Source organism: Stenotrophomonas sp. SbOxS2, assembly GCF_013416715.1.
Taxonomy (GTDB): domain Bacteria; phylum Pseudomonadota; class Gammaproteobacteria; order Xanthomonadales; family Xanthomonadaceae; genus Stenotrophomonas; species Stenotrophomonas lactitubi.
Map to the genome: position 1 here is coordinate 209,012 of NZ_JAAVXD010000009.1, position 15,897 is coordinate 224,908.

At 67.0% G+C, this 15,897-nt stretch carries 11 protein-coding genes; 6 read left to right on the top strand and 5 right to left on the bottom strand.

The genetic code is table 11. The features are described from left to right. Positions 1–6: 6 nt before the first annotated feature. Together HFK18_RS21420 and msrB are read right to left on the bottom strand one after the other, a co-directional pair. On the bottom strand, positions 7–1,770 hold the full coding sequence (locus tag HFK18_RS21420) for a cytochrome c biogenesis protein DipZ (RefSeq protein ID WP_180167789.1): 1,764 nt from the start codon (positions 1,768–1,770) through the stop codon (positions 7–9). Positions 1,771–1,772: 2 nt separating this feature from the next. Beyond that, positions 1,773–2,348, bottom strand: a complete 576-nt coding sequence (gene msrB, locus HFK18_RS21425; protein ID WP_180167790.1) for a peptide-methionine (R)-S-oxide reductase MsrB — start codon at positions 2,346–2,348, stop codon at positions 1,773–1,775. A gap of 144 nt (positions 2,349–2,492) precedes the next feature. Here msrB and HFK18_RS21430 point away from each other — a divergent pair, with 144 nt between their 5' ends. Both HFK18_RS21430 and HFK18_RS21435 read left to right on the top strand, forming a co-directional pair. Then, positions 2,493–3,212, top strand: a complete 720-nt coding sequence (locus HFK18_RS21430) for a response regulator transcription factor (RefSeq protein ID WP_025878436.1) — start codon at positions 2,493–2,495, stop codon at positions 3,210–3,212. Further along, positions 3,209–4,681: a HAMP domain-containing sensor histidine kinase gene (locus HFK18_RS21435; protein ID WP_180167791.1), complete on the top strand. Its 1,473-nt coding sequence runs from the start codon at positions 3,209–3,211 to the stop codon at positions 4,679–4,681. Before HFK18_RS21430 ends, HFK18_RS21435 begins: the two co-directional genes overlap by 4 nt. Here the strand turns inward: HFK18_RS21435 and HFK18_RS21440 are convergent. Beyond that, the gene (locus HFK18_RS21440) at positions 4,678–6,021 is read right to left on the bottom strand and encodes an ATP-binding protein (RefSeq protein WP_100554650.1); all 1,344 of its coding nucleotides are present in this window, start codon (positions 6,019–6,021) and stop codon (positions 4,678–4,680) included. The two genes, HFK18_RS21435 and HFK18_RS21440, sit on opposite strands and share 4 nt — an antisense overlap. Further along, complete coding sequence (locus HFK18_RS21445; RefSeq protein WP_099821602.1) at positions 6,018–6,707, bottom strand: winged helix-turn-helix domain-containing protein; 690 nt, start codon at positions 6,705–6,707, stop codon at positions 6,018–6,020. The genes HFK18_RS21440 and HFK18_RS21445 overlap by 4 nt, the downstream gene beginning before the upstream one ends. A gap of 345 nt (positions 6,708–7,052) precedes the next feature. Here HFK18_RS21445 and asnB point away from each other — a divergent pair, with 345 nt between their 5' ends. After that, positions 7,053–8,954, top strand: coding sequence for an asparagine synthase (glutamine-hydrolyzing) (gene asnB, locus HFK18_RS21450; protein WP_180167792.1), 1,902 nt, complete (start codon positions 7,053–7,055; stop codon positions 8,952–8,954). Between the two features lie 582 nt (positions 8,955–9,536). Here the strand turns inward: asnB and queD are convergent. Then, the gene (queD, locus tag HFK18_RS21455) at positions 9,537–9,899 is read right to left on the bottom strand and encodes a 6-carboxytetrahydropterin synthase QueD (protein WP_025878441.1); all 363 of its coding nucleotides are present in this window, start codon (positions 9,897–9,899) and stop codon (positions 9,537–9,539) included. Positions 9,900–10,094: 195 nt separating this feature from the next. On the opposite strand from queD, the gene HFK18_RS21460 reads away from it, so the two are divergent. From HFK18_RS21460 to HFK18_RS21470, 3 genes are all read left to right on the top strand, one after another. Further along, a complete protein-coding gene (locus HFK18_RS21460; protein ID WP_180167793.1) occupies positions 10,095–12,722 on the top strand; it encodes a TonB-dependent receptor in 2,628 nt (875 codons plus the stop codon). A gap of 64 nt (positions 12,723–12,786) precedes the next feature. Next, positions 12,787–15,381, top strand: coding sequence for a M14 family zinc carboxypeptidase (locus HFK18_RS21465; RefSeq protein WP_180167794.1), 2,595 nt, complete (start codon positions 12,787–12,789; stop codon positions 15,379–15,381). 175 nt (positions 15,382–15,556) lie between these two features. After that, positions 15,557–15,766, top strand: a complete 210-nt coding sequence (locus HFK18_RS21470) for a hypothetical protein (protein ID WP_180167795.1) — start codon at positions 15,557–15,559, stop codon at positions 15,764–15,766. Positions 15,767–15,897 lie beyond the last annotated feature (131 nt).

The window sequence follows — 15,897 nt, forward strand, 5'->3', positions numbered from 1 at the left end:
CCCGGTTTAACCGAAGGTGAAGGCGTAGGCCTGCACGCCTGCGTCGAGGAATTCGATCTCGAAACGATGCGGGCCGATCGTGCCGCGCTGGCGGATCAGCTGGTACAGGCGGTGCTCGTTGACGGTGCCGGTGCCATCGGCCGCCACGTCGGCGCCGGCATCGGCCGCTGGCAGTGGCTTGCCATCAAGCAGCACGCGGAAGCGCACCGGCGTTCCGTCCTCGCCCGGTGCCAGCACCAGATGCAGGTCGCGGGCATGGAACTGGAAGGCGATGCGGCCGCCGGCCTGCTGCAGCTGTGCCGCTTCATCGTCGACCCGCCACTGTCCGGACAGGCCCCATTGGTTCAGCGCCAGGGTGGACGGCAGCGCGTAGCCGAATGCTGTGTCGGCGCGCTGCCCGCCCGGTGAGGCGAACTGCTCGGCACGTGCGTGGCCCAGGTAGGTTTCCGGCGAGCGCAGGTTGCCCATGTCGGCCTGCGTGGCTACGCCCTGCAGGTCGGCCGCAGCGGGGTCTGCAGGCGGTGGCAGGTCGGTCTGCCCGGCTTCCACCAGCAGACGGCGGATCACCTGTTCGGAGTGCGCGTAGTTGCCCTCGCCGAACTGATGGCCGCGGATGTTGCCCTGCGCGTCGATGAAGTAGTGCGCCGGCCAGTAGCGGTTGTTGAACGCGCGCCAGATCGCATACTGGTTGTCGAGCGCGACCGGGTACTCGACCTTCAGCTGCTGCACGGCCTTCATCACGTTGCGCGGGTCGCGCTCGAACGCGAACTCCGGCGTATGCACACCGACCACCACCAGGCCATGGTCGCGGTAACGCTGCGCCCACTCGTGAACGAACGGCATCGCGCGCAGGCAGTTGATGCAGGAGTAGGTCCAGAAATCGATCAGCACCACCTTGCCGCGCAGCTGCTCAGCAGTCAGCGGCGGGCTGTTGAGCCAGCCGGTGGCGCCGCTCAGCGAAGGCAGTGTGCCTTCCACTGGCAGCGGCGCGCCTGCCTGCCCAGCCGCCATCATCATCATTGGCGGTGCTGCTGGTTGTGCGTCGGGCACGGCATCCAGCAGGCCCTGTTCGATGCGTGCGGTACTGACCGCGGACAGACGGGTCAGCAGGCCGGTGTCCCAGCCCAGGCCGATCGCCACCACCGCCAGCAGCGCGGCCACGCCCAGTACCCGGCGCACCACATTGCCCAGCCCGAGCCGGGCCTGCAGCGCCCGGAACACGCGGCCACCCACCCACACCGCGAGCGCCAGCGCGGTGACGGCGCCCAACGCGTAGGCCAGCAGCAGCGAACTGGTGCCGACACTGGCGCCGTTCAGGGCGGCACCAGTCAGCACCAGGCCGAGAATCGGACCGGCGCAGGGCGCCCACAGCAGGCCGGTGGCGATGCCGATCAGCAGCGAAGTCCCGGCGCCGCCACGGCCGGCCGCATCCGCGGCGTCGGCACGCGCGCTCAGCCGCGCACCGATGCGCTGGAACGGCGCCAGCAGATGGTCGGCCAGGGTCGGCCACAGCAGCGCGATGGCGAACACGGCCATCAGCACCAGCGCCACCCAGCGGCCGATCTGGTTGGCCTGCGCCACCCACTGGCTGCCGACCGCGGCCAGGCTGGCAACCACGGTGAAGGTCAGCGCCATGCCCAGCAGCAGCGGCAGGGTGCTGCGCAGGAAAGGACGATCGGCGCGTGCGAACACGAACGGCAGCACCGGCAGGATGCACGGGCTGAGCAGGGTCAGCACGCCCCCGAGATAGGCAAGCAGCAACAGCAGCATCATCACGCTCCCAGAGTGGGGGAAGAACCCAGCGGCACGCGCCAGTCGCCGGCGGCGTCCTGTTGTGCAGCCCCGGGAATGAACGCCATCGCCGCGCCGTTCATGCAGTAGCGCAGTCCGGTCGGACGCGGGCCGTCGTTGAACACATGGCCGAGGTGGCCGCCACAACGACGGCAATGTGCCTCCACCCGCAACATGCCGAAGGTGGTGTCACGGTCTTCGCCGATGGCGTTGTGCAGCGGCGCCCAGAAGCTGGGCCAGCCGGTGTGGCTCTCGAACTTGGTGGACGACGAGAACAGCGGCAGCGCGCAGCCGGCGCAGGCGAATGTCCCCTGCCGGTGTTCCTTGTTCAGCGGGCTGCTCCAGGGGCGTTCGGTGGCCTGCTGGCGCAGCACGGCATACTGCGCCGGGCTCAGCAGCCGACGCCACTCGGCATCGCTGCGGGCCACCTCGAACTGTCGCGAAGGCCGTGCCTCGGCAGCGGCGGGGGCAGCGCGGCTGCACGCGCCCAGGCCCAGCAGGCCGGCGGCGGTGACAGCACCGCCCAGGCCCAGCAGATGGCGGCGGGTGAGGGACATGGTGGACTCCGGGAAGGGGCGACAGGGTCATGCTGCGCCCCCTCCGGTCAACGAATCCTCACGCAGGATTCAATTTTTCGTGAGGTATCCACGCCGCTCCCGCGCCACAATGCGGGCAGCCTCCCCACTGGCCCGAACCTGCCGATGTCCGCCAAACGTGTCCTGATCGTTGAAGACGATGCCCATATCGCCGACCTGCTGCGCATGCACCTCGGTGATGAGGGCTATGAAGTCGCGCACGCCGCCAGCGGCGATGCCGGCCTGCGCCTGATCGAACAGGAAGGCCCGTGGGATGCGCTGGTGCTGGATGTGATGCTGCCGGGCGTGGATGGCCTGCAGGTCTGCCAGCGTGCACGCGCGATGGCGCGCTATGTGCCGATCATCATCATCAGTGCGCGCGGCAGCGAAACCCAGCGCATCGTCGGCCTGGAACTGGGCGCGGACGACTACCTGGCCAAGCCCTTCTCGATGCCGGAGCTGGTGGCACGCGTGCGTGCGCTGCTGCGCCGCGCTGAAGCCATGGCACAGAACGCGCGCATCGATGCCGGGGCGATCGAACTCGGTGGGCTGCGCCTGGACCCGGTCGCGCGCACCGCCGCCGTCGATGGCAATGCACTGGAACTGACACCGCGTGAGTTCGAACTGCTGCTGTTCTTCGCCCGCCACCCGGACCAGGTCTTTGCGCGGATGGAACTGCTCAACCAGGTCTGGGGCTATCAGCACGATGGCTACGAGCACACGGTCAACACCCACATCAACCGCCTGCGCAGCAAGATCGAAACCGACCCGGGCAACCCACGGCGTCTGCTGACGGTATGGGGGCGCGGCTACAAGTTGGTCGACCCGGCCGGGGCGGCAGCATGATCAAGCCGAACCTGTGGCAGAAACTGGCGCTGGTGATGTCAGCGCTGATGCTGACGTGCTGCATGGCGCTGCTGGCCTGGCAGATGCGCACCAATTCCCGGCATGAGCAGGAAGTGGTGCAGCGCCTGTCGCTGGGGTTGGCCGAGCACATCGCACAGCGCAGTGAGCTGATGGACACCAGCGGCATGCGCGATGCGGCGGTACGCGCCTTGTTCGGCCAGCTGATGGCGGTCAACCCCAGTGTCGAGGTGTACCTGCTGGACGACCAGGGCCGCATCCTCGGCCACGATGCGCCCAGCGGCCACCTGATGCGCAGCCAGGTGGACGTGGCACCGCTGCGGCGCCTGCTGTCCGGCGCGTCGCTGCCGATCCTCGGTGACGATCCGCGCAGCACGGATGGTCGCAAGGTGTTCAGTGTCGCGCCGCTGGTGGTGCAGGGGCGGCAGGCCGGCTACGTGTACGTGGTGCTGGTGGGCGAACACCGGCAGATGCTGGCCGATGATCTGGCCGCCGGCAGTCAATGGCACACCACGCTGTGGTCGGTGCTGTTGATAGGCGGGCTGGGGCTGCTTGCCGGCCTGGTGGCCTTCTATTGGGTGACCCGACCGCTGCGTCAGGTCACCCGGCGCATACAGGCCTTCGACATCGACGCACCGACGCCGCTGCCCGCGCCGGTACCGCTGCGCGCGGGTGAGCGCGATGAACTGAAGATCCTCGAACATGCCCATGCACAGATGGCACAGCGGCTGGGCGAGCAGTGGCAGCAGCTGCGCCAGCAGGACCTGCAGCGCCGCGAACTGGTGGCCAACATCTCGCACGACCTGCGTACGCCGTTGTCCTCGCTGCACGGTTACCTGGAAACGCTTGCGCTGAAGGAAGCCACGCTGTCGCCGCAGGAGCGTCGTCGCTATCTCGGTATCGCGCTGGCGCAGAGTGCCAAGGTCGGCCGTCTTGCCCGTGCACTGTTCGAACTGGCGCGGCTGGAACACGGCGAAGTGCGGCTGGAGTGGGAAGTGTTCGCGCTGCCGGAACTGCTGCAGGACGTGCTGCAGAAATTCGAACTGGCCGCGCAGGCACGCGGGCAGCGCCTGCATGCTGACTTCCCGCCGGGCCTGCCGCTGGTACGCGCCGATCTCGGCCTTGTGGAGCGCGTACTGACCAACCTGCTCGACAACGCGCTGCGACATGCGCCGGACGGTGGCCGCGTGCAGGTGCAGCTGTCGGCGCTGCCCGACAGTGTGCAGGTGGCGGTGCAGGACGATGGCCCCGGAGTGCCGACAGCGCTGCGTGGGCAACTGTTCCAGGCGCCGGCGGCACTGGGGGCGCGGCGTGGCGAAAACGGCGGGCTCGGCCTGCTGATCGTGCAGCGCATCGTGCAGTTGCATGGCCGGCGCATCGAGCTGCGCGACAGCGAGCAGGGTGCACTGTTCGTGTTCGCCTTGCCACGCGCGGATGCGGAGACGAACTAGACGTCTTCTGCCGGCGGCGCCACGCCGCTTTCCATCGGCAGCAGCAGCCGGATGCAGGCACCACCGAGCGCAGAATCGGCCACTTCCACGTGGCCACGATGCTTGTCCGCCACCACCTGCACCAGTGCCAGCCCCAGCCCGAAACCCGGGCTGGCCTGGTCCAGCCGCACGTAGGGCTGCAATACCTGGCTGCGCAGTTCGACGGCGATGCCGGGGCCGTCGTCCTCCACCTGCAGGCACAGCCATCCCTCGTTGAGCGTGCTGACGATGCGGATCTGCCGGCGCGCATAGCGCAGCGCGTTGCCCAGCAGGTTGCGCAGCGCCAGTTCCAGCATGTGCCGGTTGACGTTGACCAGCCCTGCCGGTGACAGGTCCAGCTGCACCGGTATCGTCAATGGCGCGAACTGGTCGACCACCCCGCGTACCAGTGCGGCCAGCTGCAGGCGCTGACGGGTGAGCTGATGGCAGCGCCCGAGTGCCGCATATTCAACGCCAGCGTCGGTCAGGTGCTGCAGCCGGTCCACATCGATGCGCAGCCCCGACAGTGCATCGCGCTGGGCGTCATCCAGTCCGGTTTCTTCCAGGTCCGCAAGGCCGAAGCGCATCCGTGCCAGCGGCGTGCGTACTTCGTGCGCCACCGCCTGGGCCAGCACGCGCTGGCTTTCCAGCAGCAACTGCAGCTGTTCGGCCATGTGGTTGAACGCCTTGGCCAACGGCCGCACCAGCGCGGTACCGGCGCGCGGCGCACGGCTGTCGAGCTGGCCATCGCGCATCCGTCGCGCGGTCTGCGCCAGTTGCGAGACATCCCGCCACAGCCGGTAGACCATCACATACATCGGCAACGCCACCGCCACCATCAGGATCAGCAGGATGATGGCCACGCCGGAGGCTTCGCTGTCCTGCCAGCCTTCCTCGGGCAGGGCCTGGTCCAACGGTCCCAGGATCAGCGCACTGCTGCTGTTGCCGACGCGCTGCAGGCTGCGCATGCTGTCCAGCTCGATCTGCACGTGTCCGTTGAGCAAGCCCTTGCGCTGTTTTGCCGGCAGTATCGCGGCAGCCTCGGTCAGCGGCATCAGCTGCAGCGGATAGGCGAAATCGCTGTCCAGCTGTTGTGCCAGGGCTGGCCACTGCGCCGGCGGCGTTTCAGCGAAGCGATGTTGCAGCATCGCATGTGGGCCGCGCATTTCCGCCTGCAGGCTGGCCTCGGTGCGGTCTTCCAGCAGCGCATCCCAGGCCCACAACCCGGCGACGATCAGCAGAAGGTGGACGACGAGGAAGCCGATGCCGTAGCGCAGGAAGTGGAAGGCGTGGCCACGCATGGCCGACGATGGGTGCTTCATCCCCATGCCGATCGGCTGAACAGGTAACCACGGCCGCGCACGGTCTTGATCCGCTCGGGCTGTTCCGGGTTGTCGCCCAGCTTGCGCCGCAGGCGTGAGATGCGTGCATCGATCGAGCGGTCCAGGCCATCGAAGGCGATGCCGCGCAGGCCGCGCAGCAGCGCATCGCGGTCGAGGATCTGGCCCGCGTTGCCGGCCAGCAGGAACAGCAGGTCGAATTCGGCGGTGGTCAGTTCCAGCAGGCGGCCCTGCAGATGCACGTTGCGCGTGGACGGGTCGATGCTCAGTTCACCGAAACGCAGCGCTTCATCGCGTGGCTCGACCCGACGGTGGCGGCGCAGATGGGCGCGCAGCCGGGCCAGCAACACCCGCGGTTCGATCGGCTTGCCGATGTAGTCGTCGGCGCCCAGTTCCAGCCCCAGCACCTGGTCGATGTTGTCGGTACGGGCGCTCAGCACGCAGATGATCCCGTCATAGTGAGGCCGGATCTGCCGACACACTTCGAAACCATCCTGGCCCGGCAGGCCGATGTCGAGCAGGACCAGCGCCGGCTTTTCGCTCAGGATCCGGGCGATCGCGCGCTGGCCACAGCGCTCATGGGCGACCTGGTAACCGTGGCGCTGCAGGTAGTCGCTGACCATCGTGCCCAGCCGAGCGTCGTCTTCAACCAGTACGATATCCAGCATTTACAAGGCCTCCGGGGCGCTTCCGTACCGCCGTGGCACGAGCGCGGCGATGCTATCCCAGCTGTCGGGCCGCCCGGGTCCTGGGGGCGGGCGCCATTCAGCCGGGGTTGCTGGCGCACGGGCCGGGCCTCAGGCCGGGCAATGACTTGGCTGCAGGGTAGCAATCCGGTTGTTACAAAACGTTACGCAAGGCGCGCCTGCGGTGACGGTCGCTGACAGCGCTACGACTGACGTGGCGCGCGGCGGGGCCGAGCATTGCAGCTCTCCCCATCCGCGTGCCGCCCTCATGCCGTCCGCCTCCTGCCCCGTGCGTTCCCTTGATTGCCATTGCCATGGAGGCCAGCGATGAGCGGCGTGGTCGGGGCCTGGCTGCCGCCGGCCGACGACGAGCAGCTGCTGCAGCAGCTCGCGCCGATGCTGCGGGCGCTGCAGCAGCGCGGCCGCGGTCGCATCGGTTACTGGACCGATGCCGAAGCAGGACTGGCCCTTGGTCATTGCCGCGCGCCGACCGACATGCCGTTGCAGCCGCTCAGTTCCAGCTGTGGGCGTTACGTGCTGTGCCTGGATGGCCGCATCTACAACAGGGCGGCGCTGCAGTCGCAGCTGCGTGATCTGCCGCGCAGCTGCACCGATGCACGCCTGCTGCTGCAGGCCATCGTCGAATGGGGCGTGCAGCGTGCGCTGTCGCGCATCGAAGGCGCGTTTGCGTTCAGCGTCTGGGACCGCCATGCGCATGAACTCTGGCTGGCGCGCGACCCGGTCGGCGAACGGCCGTTGTATTACGGGTGGTATCAGGGCCAGTTCCTGTTCGCTTCGGAGTTGAAGGCGCTGCAGGCCTTCGCCGGGTTCGCTCCCAGCATCGACCAGGATGCATTGAGCCTGCTGCTGCGGCATGACTATGTGCCCGCGCCGCATACCATCTATCGCGGCATCCACAAGCTGGTGGCCGGAGCGATGCTGCGCGTGGACCTCAACGACCATGCCGCCGGCGGATCAACGCAGGCGACACAGGGAGGCCATCGCTACTGGTGCGCGCGCGATGCGATGCAATCAGCGCTGCAGGAGCCGTTGCAGCCGGCGCCCAGCCTGGAGCAGGCCACCGACCAGCTGGAGGTGGTGCTGCAGCAGGCGATCGCCGCGCGCATGCATTCACCCGTGGCCTGCGGTGCGTTCCTGTCCGGTGGTACCGATTCGTCGCTGGTGGTGGCGATGATGCAGGCGCAATCGGCGTTGCCGGTCGAAGCATGGACGGTGGGTTTCGATGACCCCGGTCACGACGAGAGCGACTGGGCCTCGCAGGTCGCCCGCCATCTGGGCGTGCATCACCACCTGCACAGGATGGACAGCCGGCAGGGTCTGGATCTGCTGCAGCGCTTGCCGCAGGTCTGGTGCGAACCGTTCGCCGATGCCTCGCAGCTGCCCACCTTGCTTGCCAGCGAGCTGCTCGGCGCGCGCAAGCCGGTGGCGCTGACCGGCGACGGCGGCGATGAACTGTTCTTCGGCCACCCCAGCTACGGCCGCGCGTTGCGCAATGCGCGCCTGTGCGGTGGCCTGCCGGACTGGGTGCGTGATCTCGCGCGGCGTGGCAGCAGCCGCTTGAACGTGGAGCGGGGGCGGCTTGGCGGCTGGCGGGCACTGGTGGCCGAAGTGGCGGCCAACGATGTGGAGGGGCATTACCTGCAGCGTGTCACCCGCTGGCGGCAGCCGACCCAGGTGGTATTGGGCGCACGCGAGCCGGCGACGATCTTCCAGCAGCAGGACACCGCACTGCCGGCAGAAGCACGCATCCAGCTGCTTGATTTCCGCATGGATCTGGCCGAAGGCATCCTTGCCAAGGTCGACCGTGCCGGCATGGCGGCCGGCGTGGAAACGCGCTCGCCGTTGCTGGACATGGAGGTGGTGCGCCTGGCCTGGCGCCTGCCGCAGCACCTGAAGTACCACGACGGTGAGCACAAGCGGATCCTCAAGCATCTGCTGTCGCGCTATCTGCCTGCACCGCTGGTCTATCGTCCCAAGCGCGGTTTCGGCCCGCCGATGGCGCGCTGGCTGGCTGGCCCACTGCGTGACTGGGCGGAAGCGCTGCTCGATCCGCAACTGCTGCGCAACCAGGGCTGCTTCGATGCGGTGCGCGTGCGCGCGATCTGGGAGGCGTTCCTGCGCGGCGAGCGTAAATGGCATACGCACCTGTGGAACGTGTTGATGTTCCAGGCGTGGTACCAGCACTGGCATAGCAACCGCGGGCGCTAGCCGGGAGCGATCCTTGCGGGTGCAGCGAATCTTGCTGGCGCAGGGCGGAGGCCCTTACGTGCGAATGTCCTCCGGCGCCGGCCTGTGGCCGTCACCTCCCCCTTTACTTCGCACGCAAGGGCCTCCGCCCTGCGTTCGACATCTATCGGCGTCTCATTGAAAGGCTGCTGCCAGCGCGGTGTTGCGTGCCGCAAGCCGAGCCTCGTCGGGGCGGGTAGGGGTCTGGGCAAAGTAAAGGAGGAGGTGGCGGCCAACGGCCGGCACCGGGGGACATTTGCCCAGGCCCCTACCTGCCCCGACGGGGCCCTTCAGCTCGCAGAGACCCGGACGAAGACGCGCTCCAGAATCCCAGACGCCAGGCAAAAAAAGACCCGGCAGAGGGAGGGATCTGCCGGGTCCGGATTGCATGGGGGGAGGGACCCATGCAATGAGCGTGGGCGTCGCGCCAGTGGCTGTTGCCAGTCGCATCCGCCGTGCATTTGCGTTGATGCAATGCAGCATACGCCGATCATGCGGCATTGCAACAAAAATCATGAAGGCGCCGTCTCCGGCGCCCTGATTCCTTTCAGATCAATGGGTTGATCAGGCGGCAGGGCCGCGGTAGCGGCAGCCCGAGGTGCAGGTTTCGTGCACCGTGATCTCGCTCAATGCCGGCAGGGTGGGCTTGAGCTCATTCCAGATCCACACCGCCAGATTCTCGCTGGTCGGGTTCTCCAGGCCGGGGATGTCATTGAGGTAGTGGTGGTCCAGGCGGTCGTAGATCGGCTGGAACGCCGCCTTCACGTCGCCGAAATCCATGATCCAGCCGGTCTGCGCACCCGGCTCGCCCTCCACCTTCAGTTCCACCCGGAAGGAGTGGCCGTGCAGGCGCGCGCATTTGTGCCCCGGCGGCACGTTGGGGAGGCGGTGCGCCGCCTCGAGCATGAAGACTTTGAAGATTTCCATGTCGCGATTGTACGCCGCAGGCGCCCGATCAGCCCGGTCCCGCGTTGTCCTTCCGTGAAGAAATTCTTTCCATCCGGATGAAGAGATGATATTTTCTCTTATATCCGTATGAAGAGATGTTATTGGCCGCAGCCCGGCCAGGCATGGATTACTGCGGAACTTACCTCGTCCTTCCACTACCTCCCCCACATCGTCATGCCCCAGCACACCCTGCTCGTGGCGGCCCTGGCCGTCGCTCTGGCCGCGCCTTTGTCTGCCGCCGCCGAAACCACCGCCGACGCCAGTACCCTGGCTGCCGTGCGCGTCACCGGTTCCAACATCAAGCGCGCCGATACCGAAGCCTCCAACCCCGTGCAGGTGATCGGCCGCCAGCAGCTGGAACAGACCGGCAAGGCCACCGTGGCCGATGTGCTGCGCTCGATCTCGGCCAACACCGGCAACGCCAGCAACGAGACCACCAACAACGGTTGGGCATCGGGCTCGGCCGGCATCGGTCTGCGCGGCCTCTCGCAGAAGAACACGCTGGTGCTGCTCAACGGCCGGCGCCTGGCCAACTACGGCTTCCCGGCCGGCGGCCTGTCGGACACCTTCGTCGATCTCAACGCGCTGCCGCTGGTGGCTGTCGAACGCATCGAAGTGCTCAAGGACGGTGCATCCGCGGTGTACGGCAGCGATGCAGTGGCCGGCGTGGTCAACATCATCACCCGGCAGAACTTCGAAGGCGCCGAGATCGGTGGCAGCTTCGGTGGCGCCGACCAGGGCGGCCTGCACGAGCAGAACCTGAAGTTCGTCGGCGGTCTGGGCGACATCGACAAGGACGGCTACAACATCCTCTTCAGCCTGCAGGCCTACAACCGCGAGCGACTGGACCAGGACGAGCGCAACCTGACCAAGAGCGGCATCTACAGCGACCAGCCCGGCGGCCGCTGGAACGGCTGGTCGGCCAAGGGCGCACGCTATCTGGTCAATGGCACCTCCGTGCCGATGCTCGATGCCAACGGCAACTGCCCCACCGGCACCACCCGCGTGGCCAGCGCGCCGATCGACGGTCTGGCCGGTGACACCTGCGGCTTCAACCAGGCGCCGTACACCACCCTGATTCCCTCGACCAAGCGCTACCAGGCCTACGCCAACGGCACCTTCCGCCTTGGCGACAACGTCGAAGCGTTTGGCGAAGTGCTGTACAGCCAGATCAAGAGCGCTGCGTGGTTCGGCAGCAGCCCGTTCTTCACCCTGGAAAGCGGTCGCTTCGCACTGAACGCGCAGACCGGCCTGGCCGAGCCGGTGTCGTCCAACCTGCCTGCCGGCAATCCGTACAACCCGTACGGCCGCGCGATTCCGATCGAATACACCTTCTTCGACCTCGGCGGCACCATCAAGACCAACCGCTCCACCGCCTATCGCGGTGTGTTCGGGCTGCGTGGCAACACCGAGAAGTGGGACTGGGAAGTGGCCGCGTTCGGCGCGCGCAGCAGCGAGCGCGAAACCGTCTCCGGCGGCTTCGCCAACCGCTGGGCGCTGGCCAATGCGCTGGCGACCGGCAGCTACAACCTGCTGAACCCGGCGGCGACGCCGCAGTCGGTGCGCGACTCGATCAACATCGCCACCCTGCGTCCGGCCGAATCCAAGCTGCAGGGCATCGACGCGAAGATCTCGGGCAGTCTCGGCCACACCTGGGCCGGCGACATCGGTTTCGCTGCCGGTGCCGAATGGCGCCGCGAGAAGCTCGATTCGAACAACCCGTGGCAGATCGATGCCGGCCTGCAGGTACGCCCGGCGATTGCTGAAGTGCACGGCGAGCGCAAGGTCAGCGCCGCCTATGCCGAGGTCAATGTGCCGCTGGCATCGAGCCTGGAGCTGTCCGCCGCCGCCCGCGCCGATCATTACGATGATTTCGGCGACGCGTTCTCGCCCAAGCTCGGCCTGCGCTGGCAGCCGCTGGATTTCCTGCTGGTGCGTGCGTCCGCGTCGAAGGGCTTCCGTGCGCCGTCGTTGTCGGAGAACTCCAACAGCACCAGCATCGCCTACGGCAGCGTGGTCGACCCGCGTGATCCGGACGTGCCGGGCTCGCGGCAGAACCCGACCTTCTTCACCGTCGGCAACAACGACCTGAAGCCGGAGCGTACCAAGAGCGTGAACTTCGGCGTGGTGCTGTCGCCGTGGGCGAACACCAACCTGAGCGTCGACTACTACCGCATCCAGCTGGACAACCTGGTCGGTACCAACAACACCCAGACCCTGGTCAACGACAACGTCGCCGGTGCCGTGCAGCGCGATGAGCGTGGCAAGCTGCAGGCGGTCTACAACCGCTACCAGAACCTGAGCGAGCTGAAGACTTCGGGCATCGACGTCGAGCTGCGCCAGCGCATCCCGACCACCGCCTTCGGTGACTTCACCGTGACCTCGGCCTACACCCACGTGCGCGACTACCGGCGCCCGACCGTGGTCGGTGGCCCGTTGGTGGACTATGCCGGCAGCAACCTCGGCGCCACCCTGCCGAAGAACAAGGCCACCACCACACTGGACTGGAAGTACAGCGACTACACCGCTGCGGTGACCTGGTACTACACCAGTGGCTACGACCAGAAGGCCAGCACCGCCGCCGCCGCGGTGCAGAACCGCGTCGATGCCTACAACCAGTTCGATCTGTACCTGGGCTACACCGGCATCGAGAACCTGACCGTGTATGCCAAGGTGCAGAACCTCGGTGACAAGACGCCGCCGTACGACGCCTCGTTCCCGGGCATCCGCGCGCCGTACGACTTCAGCCAGTACGACCTGCGTGGCCGCTACTTCACGCTGGGCTTCGATTACCGCTTCTGATCCACCCGCCGCGGCCGGCCACCCCGTGTGGCCGGCCGTGTTGCCATGTTTCTGGGGAGTCACCGTGTCCTTCCACCGCCGTGCTGTTCTACCGCTGTTGCTTGCCGTCGCCACCGCCGTATCGCTGCCGTCTGCGGTGCATGCGCAGAGTGCCTATTTCTTCCCGAAGACCACCGATGCAGCGGCATTCGATGGGGCCATTCCCACGCCGGAGCAGTTCCTCGGCTATCCGATCGGCAGCCGTTACACCCGCCACGACCAGCTGGTGGCTTACTTCCAGGAGCTGGCCAAGCACTCGGACAAGATCAGCGTGCGCGAGATCGGCCGCAGCTATGAGGGCCGTCCGCTGCTGATCGCCACGGTCACCGCTGCCGGCAACCACGCGCGGCTGGAACAGATCCGCCAGCAGCACGCGACCCTGGTCGATCCGGCACAGCCGCGCAGCGCTGCCGGTGACAGTCCGGTGGTGGTGTGGCTGGGCTACAGCGTGCACGGCAACGAGACCTCCAGCGGCGAAGCGGCGATGCTGACCGCGTACTACCTGGTGGCCAACCGCAGCGCGGAAACGCAGCAGTGGCTGCAGCAGGCGGTGGTGCTGTTCGATCCGGCGCAGAATCCCGATGGCCGCGACCGCGCCGCCAACTGGCACAACGCCTGGGCGTCAGATCCGGCCTCGGCCGACCCGGCCGACAAGGAGCACGTCGAACCGTTCCCGCAGGGCCGCACCAACCACTACTTCACCGATCTCAACCGCGATTGGCTGGCGCTGACCCAGCAGGATTCGCGACCTAAGGTGGCGCAGTTCCACCAGTGGTACCCGAACGTGCAGATCGACTTCCACGAGATGGGCAAGGACAGCACGTACTACTTCGAGCCATCGCCGAAGAGCATGCATAGTCCGTTGATCCCGGCGGCATCGTACGAGTTCAACAAGACCCTGGCCAAGTACCATGCCCAGGCGCTCGATGCGCTGGGTTCGCTGTACTACACCGGTGAGAACTTCGACAATTTCTCGCCCGTGTACGGCTCGACCTATCCCGACTTCCACGGCGCGGTTGGTGTCACCGTCGAACAGGCCAGCTCGCGTGGTCGCGTGCAGGAATCGGTGAATGGACTGCTGACGTTCCCGTTCACCATCCGCAACCAGGTGGCCACCGGCTTGGGCACCGTGCGCGGCGCGGTGACCGAGCGCAGCGCCCTGTTCGATCTGCAGAAGCAGTTCTTCCAGAGCGCGCTGAAGCAGGCCGCGCAGCAGCCGGTGAAGAGCTTCGTGTTCGGCGATGCGCATGATCCGGCATTGACCCGACGCCTGCTGGAACTGCTGTTGCTGCACAGGATTGAAGTGCATGCGTTGGATCGCGCCGTCACCGTGGATGGCCAGCGTTTCGAAGCAGGCAGCGCCTACGTGGTGCCGGTGCAGCAGGCGCAGTTCCGGCTGGTCCATTCGATCTTCGCCGAGACCCCGCCGATCAAGGGCGACGTGTTCTACGGCAGCACCAGCTATGCGATCGCCCCGGCCTACGGCGTGGCCTCTGCCGGCAGCCGCAGCCGCATCGACGGCGGCGCCCGCGTGCTCGAGGTTCCCGCGGTACAGGGCGGAGTGATCGGCGGTGAAGCGGGCTTCGCCTACGTGATCGACTGGCGCGACTACAACGCGGGCCGCGCACTGGCCGGCCTGCTGGCCAAGGGCTTGTCCACGCGTGCCACCTTCCAGCCGTTCACCGCCAGCACCGCACAGGGTGACGTGGCCTTTGCTGGTGGCAGCATCGTGGTACCGGTGGCCGGGCAGCCACTGCAGGGCGCAGCGCTGCAGGAAGCGGTCGCCGCCGCAGCGCGGGCAGCCGGCGTGCAGGTGCATGCGCTGTCCAGTGGCCGCAGCCGCGATGGCATCGACCTTGGCAGTGATGGCGTCAAGGCACTTCGCAAGCCCGCCGTCGCGCTGGTGATGGGCGAGGGCGTGGCCGCCACCGAAATCGGTTCGGCCTGGTTCCTGCTCGACCAGCATCTTCGCTTGCCGGCCAGCAAGCTGGACCCGCAGCAGCTGGGCAAGGTATCGCTGGACCGCTACACCACGATCGTGCTCTCCGGCGGCACCTACACGGGCATCGACGCAACCGCCGTAGCGGCATTGAAGCGCTGGATCCAGGCCGGTGGGTCACTGGTGACCTATGGCAGCGCTTCAAAGTGGGCGATCGAACAGAAGCTCGCCGACGGAGAGAAGCTGGGCAAGGAAGAGGACTCGGGAGACAGCGCGCGCCGCGCCTTCGGCGACCAGCGCGATATCGCCGCGATCGAGCGTGTCAGCGGCAACATCCTCAGCGCCGACGTCGACCCCAGCCATCCTTTGGCATTCGGCGTGCCGCGCCGGCAACTGGCGATCAACAAGGAGAACACGGTCATCCTGCAGCCGAGCGCGAACGGGTTTTCCACGGTGGTGCGGATCGACGACACGCCACGGGTGAACGGGTATCTGTCCGAGCGCAACCGCAGTCGCGTGGCGGGCAGTGCGTGGCTGCTGGTGTCGGCGCAGGGGCAGGGCAACGTGATCCTGTTTGCGGATGATCCGGCGCATCGCAAGTACTGGCATGGCACCGACCGGTTGCTGATCAATGCGATCTTCTTCGGGAATCTGGTGAATCCGACGAAAGCGCGGGGTTGAGGCATTACGCGCCGAACTGACGCTGGGATTGGGAGGACGGATGGGCCGCGCAGGACACGCCGCAAGTACGTCCCTATAGGCTCGTAGGCGCCTTGCTCGTGTGCGCTGTCCTGCGCACACGGCAAGACCGGGGTTGGGCGTCCTGCCCAACCCGCCCGAGGCATGCTTCGGGCCCATGGCGCCTGCGGTCCTGCGCAGCCCGCCCGGCCTCCCCTCGACGGTTTCCTGCGAGCGCGGACGCATCAAACCCAAGGCGGGAGCAAGGGCAAAAGCAAAAGCAAAAGCTGGAATTCCGGCTTTTGTCTTTGAATTTGAATTTGAATTTGAATTTGATCCTTCTTCTCCCGGCTACCCGGCGGGACAAGAAGGCGCTGGTAATGATTGAAGTGGATGGGCGTAGGGGCCGTGCAGAACCGTGAGGCGCATGGATGCGCCGATCGAGCCCCCATGGATGGGTTGTGGTGGTCAAGTACTTCTGGACACTCCCAAAGGGAGTTCAGGCCACCTGCACTTCAC

Bases quoted from the DNA above. Each gene is read 5' to 3' on its own strand.
- HFK18_RS21420 (WP_180167789.1), bottom strand. From the start codon at position 1,770: ATGCTGCTGTTGCTGCTTGCCTATCTCGGGGGCGTGCTGACCCTGCTC.
- msrB (WP_180167790.1), bottom strand. From the start codon at position 2,348: ATGTCCCTCACCCGCCGCCATCTGCTGGGCCTGGGCGGTGCTGTCACC.
- HFK18_RS21430 (WP_025878436.1), top strand. From the start codon at position 2,493: ATGTCCGCCAAACGTGTCCTGATCGTTGAAGACGATGCCCATATCGCC.
- HFK18_RS21435 (WP_180167791.1), top strand. From the start codon at position 3,209: ATGATCAAGCCGAACCTGTGGCAGAAACTGGCGCTGGTGATGTCAGCG.
- HFK18_RS21440 (WP_100554650.1), bottom strand. From the start codon at position 6,021: ATGAAGCACCCATCGTCGGCCATGCGTGGCCACGCCTTCCACTTCCTG.
- HFK18_RS21445 (WP_099821602.1), bottom strand. From the start codon at position 6,707: ATGCTGGATATCGTACTGGTTGAAGACGACGCTCGGCTGGGCACGATG.
- asnB (WP_180167792.1), top strand. From the start codon at position 7,053: ATGAGCGGCGTGGTCGGGGCCTGGCTGCCGCCGGCCGACGACGAGCAG.
- queD (WP_025878441.1), bottom strand. From the start codon at position 9,899: ATGGAAATCTTCAAAGTCTTCATGCTCGAGGCGGCGCACCGCCTCCCC.
- HFK18_RS21460 (WP_180167793.1), top strand. From the start codon at position 10,095: ATGCCCCAGCACACCCTGCTCGTGGCGGCCCTGGCCGTCGCTCTGGCC.
- HFK18_RS21470 (WP_180167795.1), top strand. From the start codon at position 15,557: ATGGCGCCTGCGGTCCTGCGCAGCCCGCCCGGCCTCCCCTCGACGGTT.